Source organism: Nonomuraea sp. NPDC049709, assembly GCF_040674815.1.
GTDB lineage: Bacteria > Actinomycetota > Actinomycetes > Streptosporangiales > Streptosporangiaceae > Nonomuraea.
In genome coordinates, this window is record NZ_JBFANM010000011.1 from 92,893 (window position 1) to 118,911 (window position 26,019).

The window sequence follows — 26,019 nt, forward strand, 5'->3', positions numbered from 1 at the left end:
TCACCTGCCCGGCCCGCTCGCTCACCCCAGGGCGGCCGACACCAGTGAGCGGGCCTCCTCCTGCACCTTGGCCAGGTGGTCGGGGCCCTTGAAGGACTCGGCGTAGATCTTGTAGACGTCCTCGGTGCCGGACGGCCGGGCCGCGAACCAGGCGCTCTCCGTCGAGACCTTCACCCCGCCCAGCGAGGCCCCGTTGCCGGGGGCCGACGTCTGCACCGCCGTGATCGGCTCGCCCGCCAGCGAGGAGGCCGTCACCTGCTCGGCCGACAGCTTGCCCAGCACGGCCTTCTCCTCGCGGGTGGCCGGCGCGTCCACCCGCGCGTACGCGGGCTCGCCGAAGCGCCCGACCAGGTTACGGTAGCGGGCGCTGGGGGACTCGCCGGTGACGGCCAGGATCTCCGAGGCCAGCAGGGCCAGGATGATGCCGTCCTTGTCGGTCGACCAGACCGAGCCGTCGCGCCGCAGGAAGGACGCGCCCGCGCTCTCCTCGCCGCCGAACCCCAGCGACCCGTCCAGCAGCCCCGGCACGAACCACTTGAAGCCCACCGGCACCTCGTAGAGGCGCCGGCCCAGGGACTTGGCCACCCGGTCGATGATCCCGCTGCTGACCATGGTCTTGCCCACCCCGGCGTCGGAGGGCCAGCCGTCGCGGTGCGTGCAGAGGTAGGAGATGGCCACGGCGAGGTAGTGGTTGGGGTTCATCAGGCCGCCGTCGGGCGTGACGATGCCGTGCCGGTCGGCGTCGGCGTCGTTGCCCGTGGAGATGCCGTACTTGTCGCGGTTGGCGATGAGCGAGGCCATCGCGTACGGCGACGAGCAGTCCATCCGGATCTTGCCGTCCCAGTCGAGCGTCATGAACCGCCACGTCGGATCGACGAGGGGATTGACCACGGTCAGCTCCAGCCGGTGCCGCTCGGCGATCTCCCCCCAGTAGGCCACGCTCGCCCCGCCCAGCGGGTCGGCCCCGATCCGCACCCCGGCCGCCCGGATCGCGTCGAGGTCCACCACGGACGGCAGGTCGTCGGCGTACGTCCCCAGGAAGTCGTAGCGCCCCGCCCCGCCCAGCGCCGTCGCGTACGGCACCCGCCGCACGCTCTTGAGCCCGTCGTGCAGCAGCCGGTTGGCGCGGTCCTGGATCCACGTGGTCGCGTCGGTGTCGGCGGGACCGCCGTGCGGCGGGTTGTACTTGAACCCGCCGTCGCTCGGCGGGTTGTGCGACGGCGTGACCACGACGCCGTCGGCCAGCCCGGTCGTGCGGCCCCGGTTGTGCCGCAGGATGGCGTGGGAGACGGCCGGGGTGGGCGTGTAGCCGTCGCGCGAGTCGATGAGCACCTCGACACCGTTGGCCGCCAGCACCTCCAGCGCCGACACCCGCGCGGGCTCCGACAGCGCATGCGTGTCGATGCCCAGGAACAGCGGCCCGTCCGTGCCCTGCAACTGCCGGTATTCGCAGATGGCCTGGCTCGTGGCCAGGATGTGGTCCTCGTTGAAGGCCGTCCTCAGCGACGACCCCCGGTGCCCCGACGTGCCGAACGCCACCCGCTGCGCCACCTCGCCGACGTCCGGACGGAGGGCGTAGTAGGACGTCACGAGCCTGGCGACGTCGACCAGATCCGAAGGCTGAGCGGGCTGTCCTGCGCGTTCGTGCGTCATGTAGGCCACTTTACAAATCACCTCCGGCCCGGCGGGTGAGCGCGTGGCGGCGCGGGGAGATACATTCGCGTCAGTCACCAGAATGGAGTTCTGTTCCATGCGCTACGGATACTTCCTGGCCGAGCCCCAAGGGGATGACCCCATCGGCGGCCTGCGCGACCAGATCGCCCAGGCGGCCGAGGACGGTTTCTCCTCCGCCTGGCTCTCCCACATCTTCGGCCTCGACGCCATCACCGCCCTGGCGGTGGCCGGCGCGCAGGCACCGCCCCTGGAGCTCGGCACCGCGGTCGTGCCGACCTACCCGCGCCACCCGGCCGCGCTCGCCCAGCAGGCCATGACGGCCAACGCCGGGCTCGGCGGGCGGTTCGCGCTGGGCATCGGCCTGTCGCACCAGGTCGTCATCGAGAACATGTTCGGCTACAGCTTCGACCGCCCCGGCCGGCACATGAAGGAATACCTCGACATCCTCATCCCGGCCTCGCGGGGCGAGCAGGTCGAGTACGCGGGCGAGACGCTCAAGGCCAACGTGCGCCTCAGCACGCCGGGGGCGGGCTTCCCCGTGCTGGTGGCCGCGCTCGGCCCGCGCATGCTCAAGCTGGCCGGCACCGTGGCCGACGGCACCGTGCTGTGGATGACCGGCCCCAAGACGGTCGCCGAGCACATCGCGCCCACCATCAAGGCGGCCGCGGCCGAGGCGGGCCGCGAGGCGCCCAGGATCGTCTGCGCGCTGCCCATCAGCGTCACCGACGATCCCGCCGGCGCGGTCGAGCGCGCCAACGAGATCTTCTCGGTGTACGGGCAACTGCCCTCCTACCGTGCGATGCTCGACAGGGAGGGCGCGGCCGGGCCGGGCAACGTGGCCATCGTCGGCGACGAGGACACGGTGCTGGCCAAGCTCGACGAGCTGAAGCAGGCCGGCGTGACCGACTTCGTAGGATCCCCGTTCGCCAACCGGGAACGCACCCGCAACCTGCTGATCGGCGCGGCGAAGGGCTGATCCGGAGACATCTCAATAAAATCCGACAAGGTGAAGCGCGTGCTACAGGGCATTGATGTGTCGAACTGGCAGGGCACCGTCGACTGGGCCGACCACGCCGAGGCCGGGGTGGCCTTCGCGTTCGCCAAGGCGACGGAGGGTGGCGACTACACCGACAAATGGTTCGCGCGCAACTGGAACGGCATGCGCGAGAGCTGGATCGTCTGTGGCGCCTACCACTTCGCCAGGCCCAAGGGCGACCCCATCGAGCAGGCACGCCACTTTCTGGGCGTGATCAGGTCGGCCGGCGGGCTGCGCCGCGGCGACCTGATCGCGCTCGACCTCGAGACCAACGACGGCCTGCGGCCCGAGCAGGTCGCCCGCTACGCCCGCCGCTGGTGCCACCACGTCGAGCGGCACGCGGGCGTGCGGCCCTTCATCTACACCTTCCACGCGTTCGCCCGCGGCGGGCACTGCGCCGGGCTGGCCGAATATCCGCTCTGGATCGCCAGCCCGGAGAGCCCGCGCGGGCGCCCCCCGGTGCCCAGACCCTGGAGCGACTGGACCATCCACCAGTACGCCAGCAGCCCGATCGACCGCAACGTCTTCCACGGGACCCGGCAGGAGCTGACAAAGCTGGGGTTTCACCCGCGATAGCATCGGGGTTCACCATCGAACCTTGCCTCGGTGCCGGGCATCGAGCGCGATCCACGAGGAGTCACCGTGTCAGCCGAGCTACGCATCACCCTCGCCGGAGCCGAGCGTGTGGTCGCGGCCGGCACGACGGCCGGGGAGGCGCTCGAGGCGGACGGCCGCACCGTCATCGCCGCCAGGGTCAACGGCGTGCCGCGCGATCTGGCCCACCCGCTGGAGCAGGACGACACGGTCGAGCCGATCGAGGTCTCCAGCGAGGACGGCCGGGCGATCGTGCGCCACTCCACCGCCCACGTCATGGCGCAGGCGGTGCAGGAGCTGTTCCCCGAGGCCAAACTGGGCATCGGGCCGCCCGTGGAAAACGGGTTCTACTACGACTTCGACGTCGAGCAGGCGTTCCACCCCGACGACCTCAAGCGCATCGAGAAGCGGATGCGGGAGATCGTCAAGCAGGGGCAGCTCTTCTCCCGCCGGGCCGTCTCCGACGACGAGGCCCGCGAGGAGCTGGCGGCGGAGCCGTACAAGCTGGAGCTGATCGGCCTCAAGGGCGGGGCCGCGGAAGAGGAGTCCGTCGAGGTGGGGGCCGGGCAGCTCACCATCTACGACAACCTCGACCCCAAGTCCGGCGACCTGCGGTGGAAGGACCTGTGCCGGGGGCCGCACGTGCCCTCCACCCGGTCCATCCCGGCGTTCAAGCTCATGCGCTCCGGCGGTGCCTACTGGCGGGGCAGCGAGAAGAACCCGCAGCTCCAGCGCATCTACGGCACCGCGTGGGAGTCCCGCGACAAGCAGGACGAATATCTCAAGCTGCTGGAGGAGGCCGAGAAGCGCGACCACCGCAAGCTGGGCGCGGAGCTCGACCTGTTCAGCTTCCCGCCGGAGCTGGGCAGCGGCCTGCCGATCTTCCATCCCAAGGGCGGGATCATCCGCAAGGAGATGGAAGACTACATGCGCCGGCGGCAGGCCGAGGCGGGCTACGAGTTCGTCAACACCCCGCACATCACCAAGTCCTCGCTCTTCGAGACCTCGGGTCACCTTCCGTGGTACGCCGACGACATGTTCCCGGCCTTCGAGCTGGAGGGCATCGAATACCGCGTCAAGCCGATGAACTGCCCGATGCACAACCTGATCTTCAGGGCGCGCGGGCGGTCCTACCGCGAGCTGCCGCTGCGGCTGTGCGAGTTCGGCTCGGTCTACCGCTACGAGAAGTCGGGCGTGGTGCACGGGCTCACCCGCGTGCGCGGCATGACGCAGGACGACGCGCACATCTACACCACCCGCGAGCAGATGGCCGACGAGATCAAGTCGCTGCTGCGGTTCGTGCTCAGCGTGCTGCGCGACTTCGGCCTGCCGGACTTCTACCTGGAGCTGTCGACCCGCGACGAGTCCGAGAAGTTCATCGGCGACCCCGCCGAGTGGGAGGAGGCGACCGCGGCGCTGCGCCAGGTCGCCACCGAGTCGGGGCTGAAGCTGGTGGACGACCCGGGCGGCGCGGCCTTCTACGGGCCGAAGATCTCGGTGCAGGCCAAGGACGCCATCGGCCGCACCTGGCAGCTGTCCACCATCCAGCTCGACCTCAACCAGCCCAAGCGTTTCGGCCTGGAATACCAGGCGGCCGACGGCTCGCGGCAGACCCCGGTCATGATCCACCGGGCGCTGTTCGGCTCCGTCGAGCGCTTCCTCGGCGTGCTCACCGAGCACTACGCCGGCGCCTTCCCGCCCTGGCTGGCCCCGGTGCAGGTGGTGGGCATCCCGATCGCCGAGGCGCACGTGGCCTACCTGCAGGACGTCGCGAAGAAGCTGCGCGCGAGCGGGATCCGGATCGAGGTCGACGCGGCCGACGACCGGATGCAGAAGAAGATCCGCAACGCGCAGAAGGCCAAGGTGCCCTTCATGCTGCTGGCCGGCGACGACGACATCGCCAACGGCGCGGTGTCGTTCCGCTACCGCAGCGGTGAGCAGAAGAACGGCGTCCCGGTCGAGGAGGCGATCGCCGAGATCGTCAACGCCGTGGAGCGGCGCGTCCAGGTGTGAGTCAACGCGGCGGGGCCGGCGTCTTTGCCGGGCGCAGGCCCCGCCCCCGCCGTCGCATGTCCCGCCCGGTGACGCCCCCGCGCAGGCCCGTCCAGCGCAGGCCCGTCCAGCGCAGGCCCGTCTCGTGAGTACGGCGGAGCGGCCTCGTGCTGGCCGGCTCCGCCGTTCCTCCGCTGCCCGCCACCGCTACTTGGCCAGCGGCTGACCCTGCTTGTCGGTGAACTTCCCGATGAGGATCATGATGAAGTCGATCAGCACCCACACGCCGAGGCCGCCGAGGGTGACGATCATGAGGATGCCCGTCCCGATCTTCCCGACGTAGAAGCGGTGCACGCCCAGCGCGCCGAGGAAGAAGCAGAGTAAGACAGCCACGAGCCATGACTTGGCCATGAGGAATCGCCTTTCGGTTCGGGGGATCGGCCGGGCGCAGAGCATGGCGCGCCCGACCGGCAGGACCTGCGGGAAGGATCACCGCAGGGCACCGAACCCTAGCAAGGTCTCCCGGGCTGTCGCAGACGCTTTCCTGACGATGCGTCTAATATCCAGCAATGGGTGGAAGATGCTGATATATCCGCGATTGGTGAATTAAAGGGTGAATAGTCGGAAGGTGACTGCGGGGCGGCCGCCGAAGCGCTTCGCCTCCTCCCTGGCGAAGCCCTCGATCAGGTTCCGGGCGTACGCCTCCGGGTCCTCCGTGGTGAGGGCCTCGATGTAGGCGCGGTGCTCCATGAGCGAGCGCACCCCGCGGTCCAGGCCGTCCGTGACGTCCACCGCGTGGGTGGGGGAGTCGACGCCGGCGACGGCGACCCAGCGGACGCCGCTCCAGGGCTCGGCGTCAGTGTCCGGAAATATCCATCGGTTTCCGGCGTCTCCGGCGGCATCCATCAGGGCGCGCCCCACGGCGCGGTGGTCGGGCGTGTTCCAGTGCGTGCCCGCCCAGGTGTCGTCGAAGTTCAGGGTGATGAGGAGCTCGGGGCGGTGCCTGCGGATGGCGGCGGCCAGGTCTCTCCGCAGCGCGGTGCCGTACTCGATGACCCCGTCGGCGTGGTCGAGGAACTCCACGCTCGTCACCCCGACGACGGCCGCGCTGGCCCGCTCCTCGCGCTCGCGCAGCGGCCCGGCCGCGCCGGGTTCGAGAGTGTCGATGCCCGCCTCGCCCCTGGTGGCGATCAGGTAGGAGACCTCGCGCCCGGCATCCGTCCAGACGGCCACGGCCGCCGCGCAGCCGTACTCGAGGTCGTCGGGGTGGGCGACGACGGCCAGCGCGCGCTGCCAGTCGTCCGGCATGGGCTCAAGCTGATCAGTCATGGCTATCATCCTGGCAGGCGCGACCGGACGGGGAGAGGTGCGGTGGATGGGCACTGGGGACGACGTCACGGGCGGCGCGCGGGCCGGTGGCCGCGCCGGGAAGCACGGCGGGCCGGCCGCCGAGGCGCATGGCCGGGGAGACGGTGAGCGGGCCGTCGAGGCGCGCGGCCGGGGGGACGGCGAGCAGGCTGCCGGGGCGCGGGGAGACGGTGAGCGGGGCGGGTTCGCCGAGCTGGCCGAGGCTCACCGGCACGAGCTGCAGGTGCACTGCTACCGGATGCTGGGCTCGTTCACCGACGCCGAGGACATGGTGCAGGAGACGATGCTGCGTGCCTGGCGCCGGCGGGAGACGTTCGAGGGGCGCTCGACGCTGCGGGCCTGGCTCTACCGCATCGCCACCAACGCCTGCCTCGACCTGCTGTCCGGGCCCGCCCGCTCGCGCGAGATCGCGGTCGGCATGGAGAGCGCGTCCCGCTCGCCGTTCGCCGAGGTGCCGTGGCTGCAGCCGTATCCCGACCGCCTGCTCGATCTGGCCGCCCCCGACGGCGGCCGGCCGGACGCGGTGACGGTCGAGCGGGAGACGGTCGAGCTGGCCTACCTGGCCGCCATCCAGCATCTGCCGCCGCGCCAGCGCGCGGTGCTGATCCTGCGCGACGTGGCGGGCTGGTCCGCCGAGGAGACCTCGGGGGCGCTGGAGCTGAGCGTGCCGGCCGTCAAGAGCGCGCTGCAGCGGGCCCGCGCCACGCTGCGCATGCACCTGCCGGCGCAGCGCACGCAGTGGGGCCCCGTCACCGCCCCGAGCGAGGAGGAGCGCGCCGTGCTGCGCCGCTACATGGACGCCTCCGTGGAGGGCGACCTGTCGGCGCTGGCCGCCCTGTTGCGCGAGGACGCGCGGCAGACGATGCCGCCGGCGTCCCTGGTGTACGACGGGCGCACGGCCATTCTCGACATGTGGGGCCCCGTCATGGCCGGACCCGAGGCGTGGGGCTCCTGGAAGGCCCTGGCGACGTACGCCAACCGCCGCCCGGCCGTCGCCAACTACGTACGCCGCCCCGGCGAGAGCCGCTACACGGCCGTCAACCTCGACGTGCTCCGCGTCGAGGACGGCCTGATCGCCGAGATCACCACGTTCGGCCCCGAACTGAACGCCGCCTTCGGCCTGCCCACCGAAATTTGCTGAGAAATCTCGCCCAGGACCGATTCCTTTCCCGGCGCCGTGCCGTCATACAGGCGTAACCGACTCACCGAGACAGAGGAGCGATCATGACCGAGCACGTCGACACCCAGCTCAAGGCCCTGGACCGGCTCGTCGGCACCTGGAAGCTCAGCGGCGACGTCGGGGGCACGGTGACCTACCGCTGGATGGAGGGCGGGCATTTCCTCATCCAGGAGGTGGACATCCTCAGCGAGGGCAGCCGGACCAGGGGCACGGAGTTCATCGGCAGGAAGCGGCCGTACGGCGCCGAGGGGCCGAGCCAGGACATCCACTCCTGGTACTTCGACAACCAGGGCGCCACCCTGGCCTACGTGTACGAGGTCGACGGCGACACGCTGACGATCTGGGCCCACAAGAGGGACTCGGGGGCCTACTACCGCGGCACGTTCAACGCCGACGGCACCAGCGTCACCGGCGCCTGGGTCTACCCGGGAGGCGGCGGCTACCGCTCCGACATGACCAGGGTGGCCTGAGCTCAGGAGGGCTCGTCGTCGTCCTCGGCGGGGTCGCGGGTCGCCGTGCGGCCCTCGCCGGGGAGCCGGACGTCGTCGACGGTCACGTTGACCTCCATGACGCGCATGCCCAGCATGCGGCTGACGGTCTGGGCCACGTTCGTCTTGACCTCGGAGGCGACGTCCATGACGACGTGGCCGTACTCGACCACGATCGTCAGGCTCACCGCCACCTGGCGGTCCTGGATCTGCGCGCTGACGCCCTGGGTGCCGCGCCGGGAGCCGATGCCGATGCGGTCGCGTACGGACTCGAAGGCCCGCGCCAGGTCGCCGCCCATGTCGGCGACCCCGGCCACCTCGAGCGCGGCCAGTGCCGCGACCTTCTCGACCACCTCGTCGGCGACCTTGATCCGGCCCTTGACCACCGCGTCGGCGGTGGGCGCCTCGATGTACGAGGGCGTGGTGGGTTCGGCCGGCGGGTCTCCGGCGGAGTCGGCGGGCGGGGTGTGCTGCTCGGCTAACGCTTCACTCATCGCGGCCTCCTGTTGGCGGTGCTCAGGATTGTGCCGGAAGAGCACCCGGTTTGTCCGGGGTCCTATGCTGCTAGTTATGCACGATCAGGCAGGGGCCGGGGCCCCCGACAACTTCCAGCGTCTGTGGACCCCGCATCGCATGGCCTACATCAAGGGCGAGAACAAGCCGACCGGCACCGGTCCCGGCGACGGGTGCCCGTTCGACGCGATCCCCAAGATGAGCGACGAGGACGGCCTGATCGTGGCGCGGGGCGAGGCGGTCTACACCGTGCTCAACCTCTACCCGTACAACTCGGGCCACCTGATGGTCGTGCCCTACCGGCACGTGTCCGAATACGACGAGCTCGACGCGGCCGAGGTGGCCGAATTGGGGGAGTTCACCCAGAAGTCGCTGCGGGCACTGCGCAGGGCCAGCGGCGCGCAGGGCTTCAACGTCGGCATGAACCTGGGCCACGTCGCCGGCGCGGGCATCGCCGCGCACCTGCACCAGCACGTGGTGCCCCGGTGGGGCGGCGACACGAACTTCATGCCGGTCGTCGCCCAGACCAAGGTGCTGCCGCAGCTACTTCGTGACACCCGCCAGCTTCTCGCCGACGCCTGGAACTGACTCGGGGGCGCGCGCCATCGCGCCGATGCCCGTGGCCAGCAGCAGCGGCACGGCCAGCGCCAGCGCCATGGACAGCACGGCCGCGCCCGAGTCGTTGACCAGCATGCCGACCACGCCGCTGACCAGCGTGCCGATCAGCCCGGCCCGCAGCGCGGGGGAGTGCTCGAACGCGGCCGGCACCACGCCCGCCGAGGCCTGCTCGGGCCGCAGGATCGCGTAGACCAGGAACGCCACGGCCGCGATCACGATCGGCATCAGGTTGGGGTTGAGCAGGGTGCCGAGCATGGCCTGCAGCTTGCGCCAGATGACGTCGAACGCCTCCCCGGTCAGCACCTGCCCCACGAACCTGCCCAGGTGCGTCTGCTCGGCGGGCGGCCGCAGGTAGTTGAGCCACGCGAAACCCATCACGATCACGCCGCCGGCCACGCAGAACGCGCCCAGCTTCAGCAGCGAGACCCGCTTGCCCGACAGGATCAGCGCGGTCACCGCGATGCCCGGCACGAACGCGATCACGCCGCCGAAGTCGCTGCCCATCCCGGACCCGCCCAGCACCATCGCGAACGTCCCCAGCCCGACGATCGCCGCCAGCCCCACCTTGCCCGGCCACCGGTGCGCGATGACCGTGGTGACCAGCAGCGTGCCGGTGGCCAGCAGCGCGAAGGGGATGTTGCCCAGGCCGAAGTAGCGGGCCCCCTGCTCGGCGCTGTAGCCCATGAAGCTGTTGAGCTGGAGCGTGGTGCCGGTGAGCAGGTCACCGGCGAGCGTCAGCGCGGTGACGCCGGCGACCACGGCCAGCGGGCCGAGCGGCCTGCGCCGCCACGGCCCGGCGAGCGCCAGGGTGGTGATCGCGGCCCACCAGGCCAGCATGCCGCCGAACAGCTCCAGGTGGGTGGACCAGGGCAGGAGATTCACCAGGAACGAGGTGACCGGCAGGGCCGCCAGGGCCACGGCGGCGCCGCGTACCCAGGACAGGGTCTTGCGGCGGCGCAGCAGCAGGAAGGCCGCCACGTAGAACCCGACCTGGAGCACCGCCAGGGCGGTGAAGTAGGGGCCCTTCGCCGAGCGCATGGTCTGGGCGGTGGCGTCGGCGCGCGCGAGCCGCTCGAACGTCGCGCCCTGCTCGCCCACCCGCAGCGGCTCGCCGACCCGCATTGGCACGCCCACCACGGTGCTCGGCACCGGCACGCCCAGCTCGGTCAGCACGGTGGAGGTCACGTCGGGCAGGATCGAGATGTCCTCGCGGCGGGTGGAGGCCGCGCCGAGCAGGCGCCCCTCGGCGCCCGGCTCGCGCAGCGCGGCCACCCGCAGGTGCGGCACGGAGCCGTGGTCGGACAGCCCCGCCAGCAGCACCGTGGTGCCGGCCGGGAGGACCGACAGCAGCGCGCCCGCCTTGGCGTCGGCCAGCCGCAGCGCGTCGCGGCGCTCGGCCGGGGCGAGCTGGTCGGGCACCTTGGGCAGCCGGTCGCCGGTCAGGTAGGGCAGGACGAGGTCGTCCACGTCCATGGCGACCATCGGGCACTTCTCCAGGTCGGCGGTCGTGACCTGGAGCGGCGAGGCGTGGTAGCCGGCCACCGCGCCCTGCCGGTCGGCCAGCGCCAGCGCGGCGCCCGGGCCGATCGCGATCGAGCAGCGGCCGGCCGCCTTGAGCGACTCGCCCAGCGTGCCCGCGTTGCGCTGCCCGGCCACGTCGACGAGGTAGCGGTAGTCGGGGATGACGGCGCCCGTGCCCGCGGCCTCGGGCCTGGGAGGCGCGCCGCAGCCGTAGCCGACGGCCGACCTGGTGCCCGCCGACACGGTCAGCCACCCGTCGTAGGGGCAGGTCACGTTGCCGACCGTGCGGACCGACAGCGACCCGACCGCGCTGGCCTCGGCCAGCTCCCACAAGTTCGGCGTGTCGGACGGGGTCAGGTCGTTCCAGTGCAGGCCGGGCACCCCGATGAGCGCCACCCGCCCGGGGGCCTGATCGATGCCTCGATCCGCCCCGGCGGGCCCGGCGAGCAGGCCCTGGCCCAGCATCATCTGTCCGACCAGCACGGCCAGCACGATCAGCGCGCGCCTCACCCCGATGACCTCCTGTGGTCGCCGATTTCCCGTGGCACGGCAGAGCAAGGTCGTGCCCCGGCGCCACCAGATCCCGACTACCCTCTCATGCGCCGAGTGTGCGTCGGGCCGACTCGGATCATCAGGCCGCCACCGGCGTGAGCCAGTGCCGGTAACGCTCGTCCCGGCCGTGCACCGCGTCGTCGTAGGCGTCGGTCAGCTTGGCGGTCACCGGTCCCGGGCCGCCGCCGAGCTCACGTCCGTCGATGGAGGCGACGTGCGCGATCCCGGCCCCGGTGCCGCAGACGAAGATCTCGTCGGCCGCGTACAGGTCCGAACGCATCAGCTCCTGCCTGACCGCCCGCAGGCCCAGGTCGGCGGCCAGCCGCTCGACCGTGTCCTGGGTGATCCCCTCCAGCGCGCCCGCGCTGGAGGGAGGCGTGACCAGCAGCCCGTCGCGGACCACGAAGAGGTTGGCGCCGGTGCACTCGCTGACATGACCGGCGGCGTTCAGCAGCACGGCCTCGTCGTAGCCGGCCCGCAGGGCTTCGTCCTTGGCCAGGACGGAGTTGAGGTAGGGGCCGGTGGCCTTGGCCGCGGTGGGCACCACCATGTGGTCGTTGCACCGCCACGAGCTGGTCATCAGCCGCACGCCGGCGCCGAGCAGCGCACCCCAGCTCCAGGACGCGATGGACACGTCGGTGGGGCAGCGGCGCGCCGCGATGCCCATCTCGCCGTAACCGCGGGAGGCGAGGTGGCGGATGTAGCACGCCGGGTGGCGGTTGGCGGCCACCGTCCGCAGCGTGGCCGTGCGCAGCTCGTCCAGCGTGTACGGCAGCGCCAGCCCGATCATCCGGGCACTGCGCACCAGCCGCTCCAGGTGATCGTCGAGCCGGAACACGGCCGGCCCCTCCGGCGTCTCGAACGCCCTGGTGCCCTCGAGGACGGCGGTGCCGTAGTGCAGGGCGTGCGAAAGCACGTGCACCCGGGCCTCGCCCCACGGCACCAGCGCCCCGTTCATCCAGATGTACGTGGCCTCCTCCACCCGCGCTCCTCTCCTCGGTGGCCCTGTTCGATCAAGATTGATGGGCCAATTTCACGATGAGTGGCACATTATCGAGATAATGGTGGCATGGGAAGGGAAGACAACCTCGTCACGCTCGTCCGGGACCGCCTCCGCCTCCAGCAGGGCACGCCCAGCCGCCGCCTGGCCGGCGCGCTCGCCGACCTCACCCAGGCGGGCCTCATCACCCCCGGCACCCGGCTCCCGTCGGAACGCGACCTCGCGCAGGCCGTGGGGGTCAGCAGGGGGACCGTGGCGGCGGCCTTCAACGCGCTGTGCGAGGAAGGGCTGTGCGAGCGGCGCCACGGGAGCGGCACGTACGTGCTCGGCACGCCCTCGTTCGGCGGGTTGCTGCAGGCGGGGGCGGTGCGCGCGGACCTGTCCACGTCGGTCGTCCCCGACCCGTCACACCTGGTCCTCCCGCCCCTGGACCCGGCCGACCTCCTGCGGGTACCCAGCGGGCACGGCTACGACGCGATGGGCGACCCCCGTCTGAGAGCCCTCCTGGCGACCCCGGCAGCCCTCGCCCCCGAGACCGGCACGACGGGAGAGGCGGGTGTTCGGCCCGGGGACGGGGAGGCGGGACACGGCTATGAGGGGGCGGGCGTGCTGCCCGGGGAGATCCTGGTCACCGCGGGGGCACAGCAGGGCATCGACCTGGCCGCGCGGGTGCTGGTGCGGCCGGGCGACCGGGTCCTGGTGGGCGATCCCGCCTACGGGGGCGCGCTGAGCGTGTTCCGGCGGGCGGGGGCGCTCGTGGTGGCCGTGGACCTCACCTCGCCGGCGGCCGTCGAGGAGGCGCTCGCCCGGCACCGCCCCGCCGCCGTCTACGTGGTCAGCGTCGACAACCCCACCGGCTCGGTCCCGCCGCTGCGGCACGTCGCCGAGCTGGCCGCGGGCGCCGACGTGCCGGTGGTCGAGGACCGTACGCTGGCGGCGCTGGTGTACGACGGCACGCCGCCGCCCGAGCCGCTGGCCCGGCGGCACCCGTACGGGACGGTGACCGTCGGGTCGCTGTCGAAGGTGCTGTGGGGCGGGCTCCGGGTGGGCTGGGTGACGGCGGCGGAGCCGCTGCTGGCCCGGCTGGTGGAGGCCAAGCTGGACGCCGACCTGGCGACCAGCGCGGTGTCGCAGCGCCTGGCGGCCGACCTGCTGGAACGCAACCCGGTGGAGCCCTGGCGCGCCGAGCTGGCCCGCCGCCGGGACCACTGCTTGGCCGCCCTCACCGCGTACCTCCCCGAATGGACCTGGACCCGGCCGGCCGGCGGGCTGTCGGTGTGGGCGCGCCTGCCCGGCACGGACACGGACCGGTTCGCCGCCGTGGCCCGGGAGCACGGGGTCGCGGTCGCGCCCGGCTCCCTGTTCTCCCCGGACGGCCGCCACCGCGACCGCCTCCGCCTCAGCTTCGCCCTCCCACCCGCCCTGACGGACCAGGCGGTGGCAAGCCTGACCCAGGCCTGGCGGTCCTACCACCACTGACACCCCGAATGCCCCTGCCTGTGGCGCGACGGCGTCGTGGGGCGCCCTCAGCGGCCTCGTGGGGCGGCGCCCTCGGTGGCCCTGTGGGGCAGTGACGCCGCTCGCGGGAGGCCGATCCCAAGGGGCGCGGCCGGCAGGGCGTGGTCCGCTGGACCCTGGCAACCGGCCCCGCCGGCGTGCGTGCGGAGACGACGAAGGGCCGGCCCCATGTGGGACCGGCCCCGGTGTCGTGCGGGGGTCAGACCGCGTCCACCTTCACCTTGACCGCCTTGCTCTCATGGTGCAGCCGGTCGAGCGAGGTCACCAGGTAGGTGCCCGCCGACTTCGCCGCGTAGGACGGATCGCTGACCACCGCCACCAGGTTCCGGGCGTCGGTGGTGTGGCAGTCCTTGCCCGACTTGGGCAGCTGGTACACCGCGTAGGCCCGCGCCCCGGAGGAGGGCGTCCAGGACAGCTGCGACCCGGCCGCCTTGGCGCCGGCGGGCGCCGCCGGGGCCTGGCCGCCGCGGTCCTCGGCCAGCGGCAGCAGCGCCGGACGGCTGTAGTAGGTCTTGGCGACCCGGTCCATCGCGCCCAGCGGGTTGGTCAGGAGCTGCTTGGCGCTGAAGTAGACGGCGCCGTCGACCTGCTTGCTGGCGCGGTTGACGCCGATCTGCCCGGCGAGCTCGCCCGGCCTGGTCCAGGTCCGGTCGTCCCTGGTGCCGACCCGGTAGAGGCCCTCGCCGATGTAGAGCTGCACGTCGCTGCCCTTGACCTCGTTGGACCACCAGCGGACCAGCGTGTTGTAGTCGGCCAGCTTGTGCCCGCGCGGCCAGTAGAGCTGCGGCAGCACGTAGTCGACCGTGCCGGACTTGATCCAGGCCCGCGCGTCGGCGTAGATCGAGTCGTACGCCGACATGCCCGACGTGTTCGACCCGGTCGGGTCGTTGGACTTGTTACGCCAGATGCCGAACGGGCTGATGCCGAACTTCACGTGGTTCTTGGCCTGGTGGACGGCCTTGTCGACACCGGCCACGAGCGTGTTGACGTTGCCGCGCCGCCACTCGGCCAGGCTCTGGCCCTTGCCGTATTTGCGGAAGGCCGCGGTGTCGTCGAACTTCGCCCCCGCCACGGGGTAGGGGTAGAAGTAGTCGTCGAAGTGGATCCCGTCGACGTCGTATCGGTCGACCACGTCGGTGATGACCTTGGTCACGTGGTCGCGCACGGCGGGCAGGCCCGGGTTGTAGTAGAGGCGGCCGCCGTATTTGATCGTCCAGTCCGGGTGCTTGCGCGCCGGGTGGCCGGCGGGCAGCTTGGCGGTGCTGTCGCCGTAGGAGGCGCGGTAAGGGTTGAACCAGGCGTGGAACTCCATGCCGCGCTTGTGCGCCTCCTCGATGAGGAAGGGCAGCGGGTCCCAGCCCGGGTCCTTGCCCGGCGTGCCGGTCAGGTATTGCGACCAGGGCTCGAGCGAGGACTTGTAGAGCGCGTCGGAGGCGGGCCGCACCTGGACGAAGACCGCGTTGAGGTTACGCTCGGCGGCGCTGTCCAGGATCTTGACGTATTCGGCCTTCTGCCTGTCCGCGCCGAGGCCGGCCTTGGAGGGCCAGTCGATGTTCTGGGTGGTGGCAATCCACACCCCGCGCAGCTCTCGCTTGGGATAGCGGGCGTCAGCCTTGCAGGCCGCGGGGGGTGCGGCGACGGTCGTCTTCTTCTCGCTCGCTGCGGGGCTCTCCCCGGCACCGGGGCCGAAGACGTAGGCGGCCGTGGTGGTCACGACAGCGAGAGCAGCAGCGGCTAGGAGTGGGCGTCCAGTTCGCATAATGCCACCCAGTGTGACAGCTGCTCCGGCGTGCTCGGTACGAAAAATCGAAATCGAGTCGTGATTCCTTTGTGACAAAAGCACATTACTGGGCCGGGAGGGACATATCCCTCCCGGCTCCTCCGGGGCCTCAATCCGCGGCTGTCACCTTGTTCGCGAGGTTCGGCGGCAGCGGTTCGTAGCGCAGGAACGTCCGGTGGAAAGTTCCCGTCCCGTGTGACATGGATCTCAGGTCGATGGCGTACCTCGTTATCTCCAGCTCGGGCACCTCCGCCTTGACCAGCGTGCGCCCGGTGCCGACCGGCTCGGTGCCGAGCACCCGCCCGCGCCGCGACGACAGGTCGGACATCACCGACCCGACGTAGTCGTCGGCCACCAGCACCGACAGCTCGTCCACGGGTTCGAGCAGCAGCGTCGAGACCTTCGACGCGGCCTCCTTGAGCGCGAGCTGCCCCGCGATCTGGAAGGCCATGTCGGAGGAGTCGACGGAGTGGGCCTTGCCGTCGTACAGCGTGACGCGCACGTCCACCATCGGGTAGCCGGCGACCACGCCCCGCTCCATCTGGGCCCGCACGCCCTTCTCCACCGACGGGATGAACTGCCGCGGCACCACGCCGCCCACGATCTTGTCCACGAACTCGAAGCCCCCGCCGGACGGCAGCGGCTCGACCTCGAGGTGGCAGATCGCGTACTGGCCGTGGCCGCCGGTCTGCTTGACGTTGCGGCCCATCGCCTTGCACTTGCCGCCGAACGTCTCGCGCAGCGGCACCCGCAGCTCGATCCGCTCGACCTCGACGCCGTGGCGCTTGGCCAGGCGGTCGAGCAGCACGTCGGTGTGGGCCTCTCCCATGCACCACAGGACGAGCTGCCGGGTCTCGGCGTTGTTCTCCAGGCGCAGCGTCGGGTCCTCGGCCACCAGCCGGCCGAGCGCCTGCGACAGCTTGTCCTCGTCGGCCTTGGACTTGGCCGTGATCGCCACGGGCAGCAGCGGGTCGGGCATGTCCCAGGCCGTCATCAGCAGCGGGTGCTCCACGTCCGACAGCGTGTCGCCGGTCTCGGCGCGCGACAGCTTGGCCACGGCCACGATGTCGCCGGCCATGCCCTTGGCCGCGCCGCGCTGCTGCTTGCCCAGCGGGCAGGTCAGGGTGCCGATGCGCTCGTCCACGTCGTGGTCCTCGTGCCCGCGGTCGGCCAGGCCGTGCCCGGACACGTGCACGGTCATGTCGGGCCGCAGGCTGCCGGAGAAGACGCGTACGAGGCTGATGCGGCCCACGTACGGGTCGCTGGTGGTCTTGACGATCTCGGCCACGAGCGGCCCGTTCGGGTCGCACGTGATGCCCTTGACCGGCTTGCCGGACAGGTCGGTGATCTCCGGCATCGGGTGTTCGAGGGGCGACGGGAAGCCCTGCGTCACCAGCTCCAGGATCTCCTGCGCGCCCACCCCGAGGCCGCTGCACAGCACCGGGTAGAAGCTGCCGCGCGCGACGGCCTTCTCCAGGTCGTCGATGAGCACCTTGGTGTCGATGGGCTCGCCCTCGAGGTATCGCTCCATGAGCGACTCGTCCTCGCTCTCCTGGATGATGCCCTCGATCAGCACCCCGCGGTGCTCCTCGATCTGCGCTTCGTACTCCGCGCCCGGGTCCTTCTCCGTACGGGTGCCCGTGGCGTAGTTGTAGAACTTCTGCGACAGCAGCCCGATCAGCCCGTTCACGTGACCATTGGTGATCACCGGGAGATAGAGCGGCGCGACGCCGTCACCGAAGATGTCCTGGCAGGTCGCGAGCACCTCGTCGAAGTCGGCCCGCTGGTGGTCGATCTTGGTGATCACGACCGCCCGCGGCATGCCGACCTGGGAGCACTCCTCCCAGAGCATCTGGGTGAGCCCGTCCACCCCGTCGGACGCCGACACGACGAACAGCGCGGCGTCGGCCGCGCGCAGCCCCGCGCGCAGGTCGCCCACGAAGTCGGCGTAGCCGGGGGTGTCCAGAAGGTTGATCTTGATGCCGTTGTGCACCAAGGGCGCCACGGCGAGGTTGACGGACCGTTGTTGCCGGACCTCTACCTCGTCGTAGTCGCTGACCGTGTTGCCGTCCTCCACCCGTCCCGGGCGCTGAATGGTGCCCGTCGCGGCCAGCAGCTGCTCGACGAGGGTCGTCTTACCCGCTCCTGAGTGGCCGACCAGCACGACATTGCGTATCGCATCCGCCCTGTCGGCCGCGGGTGCCCTGCCCGCGGCTCCCACGGCGCCTCCCGAATGTCTTTCCGCCACATCGCCTCCCGCGTCGTCGGTCTGTTTGCCAACGCCGCGCCCGCGCGGAGGGTGATGGAAACCGCATGGACGCGGTGTGTTCACCAAATACCCCTGTGGCGGATATCACAAGAGGGGAGGGGCAAAGAAAGTTGTCAGGCTCGTCATGGCCTACGATCGGACCGCGATGCTCAAACTCCTGCGCCCGGCCATGACCCGGATACTCACCCCGCTGGGCAGGGCCCTCGTCGGCCGCGGGATCGGCCCGAACGCCGTCACGGCGGTCGGCACCCTCGGCACCGTCGTGTCCGCCCTGCTCTTCTTCCCCCTGGGGCACCTCACCTGGGGTGCCCTCGTGATCACTGTCTTCGTGCTGTTCGACCTGCTCGACGGCGTGGTGGCCCGGCTCGGCGGGAAGGGGGGCAGCACCTGGGGGGCCTTCCTCGACTCCACGCTCGACCGGGTCGCCGACGCCGCCATCTTCGCCGGCCTGATCCTGTATTTCATCTCCGTGGACGACACTCTGATGGCCGCGGTGACGCTGGTGTGCCTGATAGCGGGCACCCTCGTCTCCTATGCCAAGGCCAGGGCCGAGGGGCTCGGGCTCACGGCCGACGTCGGGCTGGCCGAGCGGCCGGAGCGGCTGGTGGTGGCCCTGGTCGCGGCCTGTTTCTCGGGGCTCGGAGTTCCGTACATCCTGCCTGTGGGCATGTGGCTGCTGGCGGTGGCCAGCGTGATCACCGTGGGGCAGCGCGTGGTGGCCGTCTACCAGCAGACGAGGGAGAGATGAGCGAGAAGGTGTCGTTCGGCGACCGGATCGTGGCCGCCGGGTTCGCGGCCGGGTGGAAGCTCGTGCCGCTGCTGCCCGAGCGCCCGACGGCCGCGGTCTTCCGGTTCCTGGCCGACCGGGTCTGGAGCCGGCGGGGCAAGTCCGTGCTCAGGCTGGAGTCCAACCTGGCCAGGGTGACCGGTCTCGACCCCGGCAGCCGCGAGGTGCGCGAGCTGGGCAGGGCCGGGATGCGCTCCTACTTCCGCTACTTCCACGAGATCTTCCGGCTCCCGTCGATGCGCACCGAGGAGGTCGTGCGCCGCACCCACGTCATCGGGGCCGAGCACGTCCACACAAACGTGGCGGCCGGCCGGGGCGTGGTGCTGGCGCTGCCGCACATGGGCAACTGGGACCAGGCCGGGGCGTGGCTGGTGGGCGTGGGCCATCCGTTCACCACCGTGGCCGAGCGGCTCAAGCCCGAGTCGCTGTTCCGGCGCTACGTCGCCTTCCGCGAGGGGCTCGGCATGGAGGTGCTGCCGCTCACCGGCGGCGACGGGCACAACTTCGGCACGCTGGCCATGCGGGTGCGCAAGGGCGGCGTGGTGTGCCTGCCCGCCGAGCGCGACCTGACCAAGAGCGGCATCGAGGTGCGCTTCTTCGGTGCGGCCACCAAGGTGCCGGCCGGGCCGCCGCTGCTGGCCGTGCAGACCGGGGCCGCGCTGCTGCCCGCCACCGTCTACTTCGAGGGCGACGACTGGGGCATCCACATCCACGAGGAGGTCCCCGTCCCCGAGGAGGGCACCAGGCAGGAGAAGGTCGCCGCGGTGGCGCAGCACCTGGCCGACGTGTTCGAGAAGGGCATCTCCGAGCACCCGGAGGACTGGCACATGTTGCAGCGGCTCTGGCTGGACGACCTGCCACCCGGCCGGGAACCTCGATGAGGGTCGGCATCGTCTGCCCCTACTCCTGGGACATGCCGGGCGGCGTCAAGCAGCACATCGACGACCTGGCCCAGGCGCTCGTGGCACAGGGGCACGACGTGTCGGTGATCGCGCCGGCGGCCGACGACGACGAGCTGCCCCCCTACGTGACCGGCGCGGGCAGGGCGGTGCCGGTGCCGTACAACGGGTCGGTGGCCAGGATGTCGTTCGGGTTCCTGTCGGCCGCGCGGGTGCGGCGCTGGGTCCGTACGGGCGGGTTCGACGTGCTGCACATCCACGAGCCGCTGATCCCGAGCCTGGGCGTGCTGGCCTGCTGGGCGGCCAAGGGGCCGATCGTGGCCACGTTCCACGCCTCCTTCTCGCGATCGCGGGCGATCGCGGTGGCCGAGCCGCTGCTGCGCAGCGCGCTGGAGAAGCTGAGCGGCCGCATCGCGGTCTCCGACGCGGCCCGCAAGAGCCTGGTCGAGCAGTTCGGCGGCGACACGGTGCTCATCCCGAACGGCGTCACCGTCGCCCGCTACACCGAGGCCGAGCCGCTCGACGGCTGGGGGCCCGACGGGGCCACGCTCGGCTTCCTGGGCCGCATGGACGAGGAGCGCAAGGGCCTGCCGATCCTGCTCGACGCGTTCAACACCCTGGCCGCCGAGCGGCCGGAGGTGAAGCTGCTGATCGCCGGGCCCGGCGACGCCAAGGACGTCTACGAGCGGGTGCGCAAGCAGTTCCGCGACCGGGTGACGGTGCTGGGCATGGTGAGCGAGGCCGACAAGATCCGCGCCTACCACTCGGTGGACGTGTTCTGCGCGCCGAACACGCGCGGGGAGAGCTTCGGCATCGTGCTGGCCGAGGCCATGGCCTCCGGGGCGACCGTGCTGGCCAGCGACATCCCCGCCTTCCGCAAGGTGCTGGGCGAGGGGCAGGCGGGCGCGCTGTTCGCCAACGGCGACCCCGGCTCGCTGGCGCGCGAGGCCGGCGCGCTGCTCGACGCGCCGGAGCGCAGGGCCAAGCTGGCGGCCGAGGCGCTGGTCGCGGTCCGGAAGTACGACTGGTCCACGGTGGCGCGCGACGTCGTACGCGTCTACGAGACCGTCACCACGAGCGGCGCGGGGCGCGTCGAAGAGGACCTGTGAGGTAGGGGTAGGGCCTGTGACATCCACCATGATCGTGCTGATCGTGGGCATCGTCGTGGTGCTCACGGCCGTGTACATCTCCTGGCGCGCCGGCCGGCTCGACCGGCTGCACATCCGGCTGGAGCTGGCCCAGGAGTCGCTGGACGCCGCGCTCATGCGGCGCCGCGCGGTGGTGCTGGAGCTGGCCGGCTCGCGCCTGCTCGACCCCGCCACGTCGCTGGTGCTGGCCGCGGCGGCGCACGAGGCCAGGTCGGCCGGGCCGGAGGAGCGCGAGCACGCCGAGAGCGACCTGTCGCGGGCGCTGCGGGCGGTGGTGGACCAGGAGCGGTTCAGGGAGAAGCTGTCGGAGTCGCCCGGCGGCCGCGCGCTGCTGGAGGAGCTCGACACGGCGGTGGCCAAGGTCGTCTACTCGCGGCGGTTCTACAACAACTCCGTCGGCGTCACGCGTACGGCCCAGCGCCGCTGGCTGGCCCGGACCCTGCGCCTGGCCGGGCACACCGAATACCCGCAATTCTTCGAGATTGATGACAATCCGCCTGCGGCTATGGCAACTGAATGACCTGATTTGGGGAAGCCAGTAAGCTTCATCCCGTTTTCGGGCTGAAGCGAGGAGAGTTACACGTGCGGCTACCCCGGATGATCACGCTCTGGCTGGCCGGAGCGGCCGTGCTGCTGCCCGTCGCCGCCTGCTCGTCGGAAGAACCGGCCCCCGGCAAGGCGCCACAGGCCGCCACGGCCGCGCCCAGCGAGGAGCCGGAGGAGGTCAACGCCCACCCGTTCACCGGCAAGCCGTACCAGAGCCTCAAGCCGGTGCTGGCCGTGAAGATCGAGAACACCGCGGCCGGCAAGCCGCAGCTCGGGCTCAAGAGCGCGGACATCGTCTACGTCGAGCAGGTCGAGGCCGGGCTGACCCGGCTCATGGCGATCTTCTCCTCCAAGCTGCCGCCCAAGGTGGGCCCCGTGCGCAGCGCCCGCATCTCCGACCTGCACATCGCGCCGCAGTTCGGCAAGCCGGCCTTCTCCTACTCGGGCGCGCAGACCAAGATGCTGCCGTTCATCGCCGAGGCGTCGCTGTTCGACGTGGGCGACACGCGTAACCCCGGCGCGTACTTCCGCCAGCCCGGCCGCTTCGCCCCCTACAACCTGTTCGCCAACACCAAGCAGCTCCTGGCCAAGGCGCCCAAGGCGACCAAGGCCAAGGACATCGGCTTCACGTTCGGCGAGGCGCCGGCGGAGGGCGGGGTCGAGCGCAAGTCGTACACCGTCAAGTGGCCCGCCGCGCGCTTCACCTTCGCCTGGTCGGAGGAGCGCAAGCAGTGGATGATCTGGCAGGACGGCAAGAAGGACATGGCCGCCGAGGGCGGCCAGCTCGGCGCGCCGACGATCGTCGTCCAGTACACCAAGACCGAGCGCTCGGAGTTCCACGACAAGAACGACAGCTACACGCCGCTGGTGCACACCACGGGCAAGGGCTCGGCCATCGTGCTGCGCGACGGTAAAGCTTTCAAGGCGCGGTGGGAACGGGAATCGGAGGGGTCCGGCACGACGTTCACCACTGAGAGCGGCGAGCCGATGAACTTCGCCCCCGGCCAGGTCTGGGTGGCCCTCGCCAGCCGCAAGCCCGTCATCCCGTAGCGCCTACCTGTATCGGTATGGCGGTAAAACCTGACATCCTGGCATGTCGGGGGAGGGGTCCTCCAGGACCTACGATGGGCTTGATAACTTACCGATCCGCCGTTGAGAGCCCGTGAGGATGACCGTGTCCAGCAGCACGCCAGAAAGCACCCCCGTCACCGGAACCGCCCGCGTCAAGCGCGGCATGGCCGAGATGCTCAAGGGCGGCGTCATCATGGACGTCGTCACGCCGGAGCAGGCCAAGATCGCTGAGGACGCCGGCGCGGTGGCCGTCATGGCCCTGGAGCGCGTGCCCGCCGACATCCGCGCGCAGGGTGGCGTGTCCCGGATGAGCGACCCCGACATGATCGACGGCATCGTCAACGCCGTCTCGATCCCCGTCATGGCCAAGGCCCGCATCGGCCACTTCGTCGAGGCCAGGGTGCTGCAGGCGCTCGGCGTCGACTACGTGGACGAGTCGGAGGTGCTGACCCCGGCCGACTACGCCAACCACATCGACAAGTGGCAGTTCACCGTGCCGTTCGTGTGCGGGGCCACCAACCTGGGCGAGGCCATGCGCCGCATCACCGAGGGCGCGGCCATGATCCGCTCCAAGGGCGAGGCCGGCACCGGCGACGTCTCCAACGCCGTCACCCACATGCGCACGATCCGCGCCGAGATCAAGCGGCTCACCTCGCTGCCCGAGGACGAGCTGTACGTCGCCGCCAAGGAGCTGCAGGCCCCCTACGAGCTGGTCGCCGAGGTCGCCAAGACCGGCAAGCTGCCGGTCGTGCTGTTCACCGCGGGCGGCATCGCCACCCCGGCCGACGCCGCGATGATGATGCAGCTCGGCGCCGAGGGCGTGTTCGTGGGCTCGGGCATCTTCAAGTCGGGCGACCCGGCCAAGCGCGCCGCGGCCATTGTCAAGGCCACGACCTTCTACGACGACCCCGATGTCATCGCCAAGGTCTCGCGCGGCCTGGGCGAGGCCATGGTCGGCATCAACGTCGACGAGATCCCGCAGCCGCACCGTCTGGCCGAGCGCGGCTGGTAAAGCGGCGCGTCGTTGCAGGTCACAGACTTGCCGGCGTGAGACGATCACCTCTGGCAGGCCGGTGACGGCCTGGCGGGGACGCCACAATGTGACGGTGGAAATTGCCGGAGAAGGCGACATCCGCGAAGGATGTCGCCTTTTTCGTGTTGTGTGGTGTTCACCACGTAGTCATGATTCTCAGTCAGGCTACGGGGCGTCCCTCACCCTTGATCGTCCCAGGAGCGCCGCATGTCCCTCAACCGCAGGCATTTCCTCGTCACCGGGTTAGCGGCAGGCGCCGCCGCGGCCATCCCCGCCACCGCCGCGCACGCCGAGCCCGACCCCGCCGCCGAGACGGCCCAGAGCCTGGCCTCGCGCGGTCTGCGCACCGACCCCTTCACCCTCGGGGTCGCCTCCGGCGACCCCGACCACGAGGGCTTCGTCCTGTGGACCAGGCTCGCCCAGGAGCCGATGGCCGAGGACGGGCTCGGCGGCATGCCGCAGCGGCCCTTCCCCGTGCAGTGGCAGATCTACGGCGACGAGCGCGGGCGCCGGGTCGTCCGCACCGGTGTCACCGTCGCCGCCCCCGAGTGGGGTCACAGCGTCCACGTCGAGGTCCAGGGGCTGAGCTCCGACCGCGAGTACTGGTACCGCTTCCGCGTCGGCCCGTACGTCTCGCCGGTCGGCCGCGCCCGCACCGCCCCGCACCCCCTGTCGTACGGCGGCGCCCTGGCCATGGCCTTCGTCTCGTGCGCCCAGTACGAGCACGGCTACTTCACCTCCTACCGCCGCCTGGCCGAGGAGCACCCCGACCTGGTCCTGCACCTGGGCGACTACCAGTACGAGTACACCAGGGACACCTACACCATCCCCGGCGGCAACGTCCGCCACCACGAGGGCCCCGAGACCGAGACCCTGGCCAACTACCGCCAGCGGCACGCCCAGTACAAGGCCGACCCCGACCTCCAGGCCGCACACGCCGCCGCGCCGTGGCTGGTGGTGTGGGACGACCACGAGCTGGACAACAACTGGGCCGACGAGGTGCCCGAGCGCCCCGAGACCCCCCAGCCGAACTTCCTGACCAGGCGCGAGGCCGCCTTCCGCGCGTACTACGAGAACATGCCGCTGCGCCGCACCTCGATCCCGCGCGGCATCGACATGCAGCTCTACCGGCGCATCCGGTGGGGCCGGATGGCCACGTTCCACATGCTCGACACCCGCCAGTACCGCGACGACCAGGGCTGCGGCGACGGCTACCGCGACTGCCCGGACGCGGTGGACCCGGCCCGTTCGATCACCGGCACCGCGCAGGAGGAGTGGCTGCTGAACGGCTTCCGCCACTCGCGTGCACAGTGGGACATCCTGGGCCAGCAGGTCTTCTTCGCCCAGCGCGACAACAACGCCGGGCCCGCCAAGATCACCTCGCAGGACGCCTGGGACGGCTACGTCGCCTCCCGGCAGCGCATCACCCAGGGCTGGATCGACGCCGAGGTGCGCAACCCGGTGGTGCTGACCGGTGACGTGCACGCGCACTGGGCCAGCGACCTCAAGCTCGACTACGACGACCCGACCGGGCCCACGGTGGGGTCGGAGCTGGTGGCCACGTCGATCTCGACGGGTGGCAACGGGGCCGACTCGGACCCGGCGCAGCACCCGTTCCTGGCGATCAACCCGCACCTGAAGTTCTACAACAACCAGCGCGGCTACGTGCTGACGAAGATCGAGCGGGATCTGATGACGGCCGACTTCAAGGTCGTGCCGCAGGTCCAGACGCCCGGGTCCGAGGTGTACACCAAGGCCACGTTCGTCATCGAGGACCGCGCGCCCGGGGTCAAGCAGACGTACCTGCGCCCGCTCGACCCGGCGATGCGCATCGGCCAGCAGATGACAGTGGAGGAGACGGTCCGCCTGGAGACCGAGCGTCCGTAGTCCCCCATCGAAGGGCCCGGTCTCCTCAGGAGGCCGGGTCCTTGCGTTGCCCGGGCCGGAATATTAGCCAGGCTAAGTTAGTTTGGCTAATCATGAGGGACGATCCCACCCACCTGGCCGAGCAGGTCTCCGCGGTGCTGCGGCACCTGGTCCTCCTGCTCAGGCGCACCGTCGCCGGCCAACCCGTCACCAGCCAGCAGTACGGCGTCCTCGGCTCGCTCGAGCACGGCCCCCGCCGGATGACCGCGCTGGCCGAGGAGCACGCCGTACAGCTCCCCACCATGACCGTCCAGATCAACCGCCTGGAGGACGCGGGCCTGGTGACCCGCGGATCCGACCCGGCCGACGCGCGGGTCAGGACGGTCGAGCTCACCGGCGAGGGGCGCGACCGGCTGCGCGCCGTACGCCAGGCCAGGATCGGCCACCTCACCCGGGAGCTGGCCGCGCTCACCGAGGAGGAGCGCGCCACGCTCGCGGCCGCCCTGCCCGTGCTGGCCAAGCTCGGCCGCTCGTAGAAAGGAGCAGCATGCAAACCGGCGGCGGAA

The 26,019-nt window shown here is 71.1% G+C and carries 23 protein-coding genes; 15 read left to right on the forward strand and 8 right to left on the reverse strand.

Features of this window, described 5'->3' with window-relative positions:
* Nucleotides 1-21 precede the first annotated feature (21 nt).
* Nucleotides 22-1,653 (reverse strand): phosphoglucomutase (alpha-D-glucose-1,6-bisphosphate-dependent), encoded by a 1,632-nt coding sequence (gene pgm / locus AB0J69_RS13340; protein WP_364116478.1) that lies wholly within the window; start codon nucleotides 1,651-1,653, stop codon nucleotides 22-24.
* Between the two features lie 97 nt (nucleotides 1,654-1,750).
* Here pgm and AB0J69_RS13345 point away from each other — a divergent pair, with 97 nt between their 5' ends.
* From AB0J69_RS13345 to thrS, 3 genes are read left to right on the forward strand one after another with little or no spacing between them, the layout of a single operon-like run.
* A complete protein-coding gene (locus AB0J69_RS13345; protein ID WP_364116480.1) occupies nucleotides 1,751-2,650 on the forward strand; it encodes a TIGR03564 family F420-dependent LLM class oxidoreductase in 900 nt (299 codons plus the stop codon).
* Nucleotides 2,651-2,680: 30 nt separating this feature from the next.
* Nucleotides 2,681-3,286: a GH25 family lysozyme gene (locus AB0J69_RS13350; protein ID WP_364116482.1), complete on the forward strand. Its 606-nt coding sequence runs from the start codon at nucleotides 2,681-2,683 to the stop codon at nucleotides 3,284-3,286.
* 39 nt (nucleotides 3,287-3,325) lie between these two features.
* The gene (thrS, locus tag AB0J69_RS13355) at nucleotides 3,326-5,317 is read left to right on the forward strand and encodes a threonine--tRNA ligase (protein WP_364116682.1); all 1,992 of its coding nucleotides are present in this window, start codon (nucleotides 3,326-3,328) and stop codon (nucleotides 5,315-5,317) included.
* Nucleotides 5,318-5,503: 186 nt separating this feature from the next.
* Here thrS and AB0J69_RS13360 read toward each other — a convergent pair whose 3' ends face one another.
* The gene (locus tag AB0J69_RS13360; protein ID WP_364116484.1) at nucleotides 5,504-5,752 is read right to left on the reverse strand and encodes a TM2 domain-containing protein; all 249 of its coding nucleotides are present in this window, start codon (nucleotides 5,750-5,752) and stop codon (nucleotides 5,504-5,506) included.
* 150 nt (nucleotides 5,753-5,902) lie between these two features.
* Nucleotides 5,903-6,625 (reverse strand): PIG-L deacetylase family protein, encoded by a 723-nt coding sequence (locus tag AB0J69_RS13365; RefSeq protein ID WP_364116486.1) that lies wholly within the window; start codon nucleotides 6,623-6,625, stop codon nucleotides 5,903-5,905.
* Nucleotides 6,626-6,671: 46 nt separating this feature from the next.
* Here AB0J69_RS13365 and AB0J69_RS13370 point away from each other — a divergent pair, with 46 nt between their 5' ends.
* Nucleotides 6,672-7,805 carry an RNA polymerase subunit sigma-70 gene (locus AB0J69_RS13370; protein ID WP_364116488.1) on the forward strand — a complete coding sequence of 378 codons (1,134 nt, stop codon included), beginning with the start codon at nucleotides 6,672-6,674 and terminating at the stop codon, nucleotides 7,803-7,805.
* 83 nt (nucleotides 7,806-7,888) lie between these two features.
* Nucleotides 7,889-8,314, forward strand: a complete 426-nt coding sequence (locus AB0J69_RS13375; RefSeq protein WP_364116490.1) for a hypothetical protein — start codon at nucleotides 7,889-7,891, stop codon at nucleotides 8,312-8,314.
* Nucleotides 8,315-8,316: 2 nt separating this feature from the next.
* Here AB0J69_RS13375 and AB0J69_RS13380 read toward each other — a convergent pair whose 3' ends face one another.
* The gene (locus tag AB0J69_RS13380; RefSeq protein ID WP_364116492.1) at nucleotides 8,317-8,826 is read right to left on the reverse strand and encodes an Asp23/Gls24 family envelope stress response protein; all 510 of its coding nucleotides are present in this window, start codon (nucleotides 8,824-8,826) and stop codon (nucleotides 8,317-8,319) included.
* A 76-nt stretch (nucleotides 8,827-8,902) separates the two neighbouring features.
* On the opposite strand from AB0J69_RS13380, the gene AB0J69_RS13385 reads away from it, so the two are divergent.
* Complete coding sequence (locus AB0J69_RS13385) at nucleotides 8,903-9,433, forward strand: HIT domain-containing protein (RefSeq protein WP_364116494.1); 531 nt, start codon at nucleotides 8,903-8,905, stop codon at nucleotides 9,431-9,433.
* Here the strand turns inward: AB0J69_RS13385 and AB0J69_RS13390 are convergent.
* Both AB0J69_RS13390 and AB0J69_RS13395 read right to left on the reverse strand, forming a co-directional pair.
* Nucleotides 9,389-11,494: a hypothetical protein gene (locus AB0J69_RS13390; protein WP_364116496.1), complete on the reverse strand. Its 2,106-nt coding sequence runs from the start codon at nucleotides 11,492-11,494 to the stop codon at nucleotides 9,389-9,391. The genes AB0J69_RS13385 and AB0J69_RS13390 overlap by 45 nt on opposite strands.
* A gap of 121 nt (nucleotides 11,495-11,615) precedes the next feature.
* Nucleotides 11,616-12,518, reverse strand: coding sequence for a branched-chain amino acid transaminase (locus AB0J69_RS13395; protein WP_364116498.1), 903 nt, complete (start codon nucleotides 12,516-12,518; stop codon nucleotides 11,616-11,618).
* A gap of 87 nt (nucleotides 12,519-12,605) precedes the next feature.
* Here AB0J69_RS13395 and AB0J69_RS13400 point away from each other — a divergent pair, with 87 nt between their 5' ends.
* Nucleotides 12,606-14,015: a PLP-dependent aminotransferase family protein gene (locus AB0J69_RS13400; protein ID WP_364116500.1), complete on the forward strand. Its 1,410-nt coding sequence runs from the start codon at nucleotides 12,606-12,608 to the stop codon at nucleotides 14,013-14,015.
* Between the two features lie 238 nt (nucleotides 14,016-14,253).
* On the opposite strand, the gene AB0J69_RS13405 is transcribed toward AB0J69_RS13400, so the two are convergent.
* Nucleotides 14,254-15,768: a family 10 glycosylhydrolase gene (locus tag AB0J69_RS13405; RefSeq protein ID WP_364116502.1), complete on the reverse strand. Its 1,515-nt coding sequence runs from the start codon at nucleotides 15,766-15,768 to the stop codon at nucleotides 14,254-14,256.
* A gap of 175 nt (nucleotides 15,769-15,943) precedes the next feature.
* A complete protein-coding gene (locus AB0J69_RS13410) occupies nucleotides 15,944-18,082 on the reverse strand; it encodes an elongation factor G-like protein EF-G2 (RefSeq protein WP_364116504.1) in 2,139 nt (712 codons plus the stop codon).
* A 145-nt stretch (nucleotides 18,083-18,227) separates the two neighbouring features.
* Here AB0J69_RS13410 and pgsA point away from each other — a divergent pair, with 145 nt between their 5' ends.
* The 8 genes from pgsA to AB0J69_RS13450 all read left to right on the forward strand — a co-directional run bounded on the left by pgsA (nucleotide 18,228) and on the right by AB0J69_RS13450 (nucleotide 25,989).
* Nucleotides 18,228-18,851 (forward strand): phosphatidylinositol phosphate synthase, encoded by a 624-nt coding sequence (pgsA, locus tag AB0J69_RS13415; RefSeq protein ID WP_364116506.1) that lies wholly within the window; start codon nucleotides 18,228-18,230, stop codon nucleotides 18,849-18,851.
* Complete coding sequence (locus tag AB0J69_RS13420; RefSeq protein ID WP_364116508.1) at nucleotides 18,848-19,771, forward strand: phosphatidylinositol mannoside acyltransferase; 924 nt, start codon at nucleotides 18,848-18,850, stop codon at nucleotides 19,769-19,771. The genes pgsA and AB0J69_RS13420 overlap by 4 nt, the downstream gene beginning before the upstream one ends.
* On the forward strand, nucleotides 19,768-20,898 hold the full coding sequence (locus AB0J69_RS13425; protein ID WP_364116510.1) for a glycosyltransferase family 4 protein: 1,131 nt from the start codon (nucleotides 19,768-19,770) through the stop codon (nucleotides 20,896-20,898). The genes AB0J69_RS13420 and AB0J69_RS13425 overlap by 4 nt, the downstream gene beginning before the upstream one ends.
* Nucleotides 20,899-20,914: 16 nt before the next feature.
* A complete protein-coding gene (locus tag AB0J69_RS13430; RefSeq protein WP_364116512.1) occupies nucleotides 20,915-21,457 on the forward strand; it encodes a hypothetical protein in 543 nt (180 codons plus the stop codon).
* Between the two features lie 62 nt (nucleotides 21,458-21,519).
* A complete protein-coding gene (locus AB0J69_RS13435) occupies nucleotides 21,520-22,533 on the forward strand; it encodes a DUF3048 domain-containing protein (RefSeq protein ID WP_364116514.1) in 1,014 nt (337 codons plus the stop codon).
* Between the two features lie 118 nt (nucleotides 22,534-22,651).
* Nucleotides 22,652-23,566 (forward strand): pyridoxal 5'-phosphate synthase lyase subunit PdxS, encoded by a 915-nt coding sequence (gene pdxS, locus AB0J69_RS13440; protein WP_364116684.1) that lies wholly within the window; start codon nucleotides 22,652-22,654, stop codon nucleotides 23,564-23,566.
* 228 nt (nucleotides 23,567-23,794) lie between these two features.
* Nucleotides 23,795-25,474, forward strand: a complete 1,680-nt coding sequence (locus AB0J69_RS13445; protein WP_364116516.1) for an alkaline phosphatase D family protein — start codon at nucleotides 23,795-23,797, stop codon at nucleotides 25,472-25,474.
* Between the two features lie 92 nt (nucleotides 25,475-25,566).
* Nucleotides 25,567-25,989, forward strand: a complete 423-nt coding sequence (locus AB0J69_RS13450; protein ID WP_364116518.1) for a MarR family transcriptional regulator — start codon at nucleotides 25,567-25,569, stop codon at nucleotides 25,987-25,989.
* Nucleotides 25,990-26,019 lie beyond the last annotated feature (30 nt).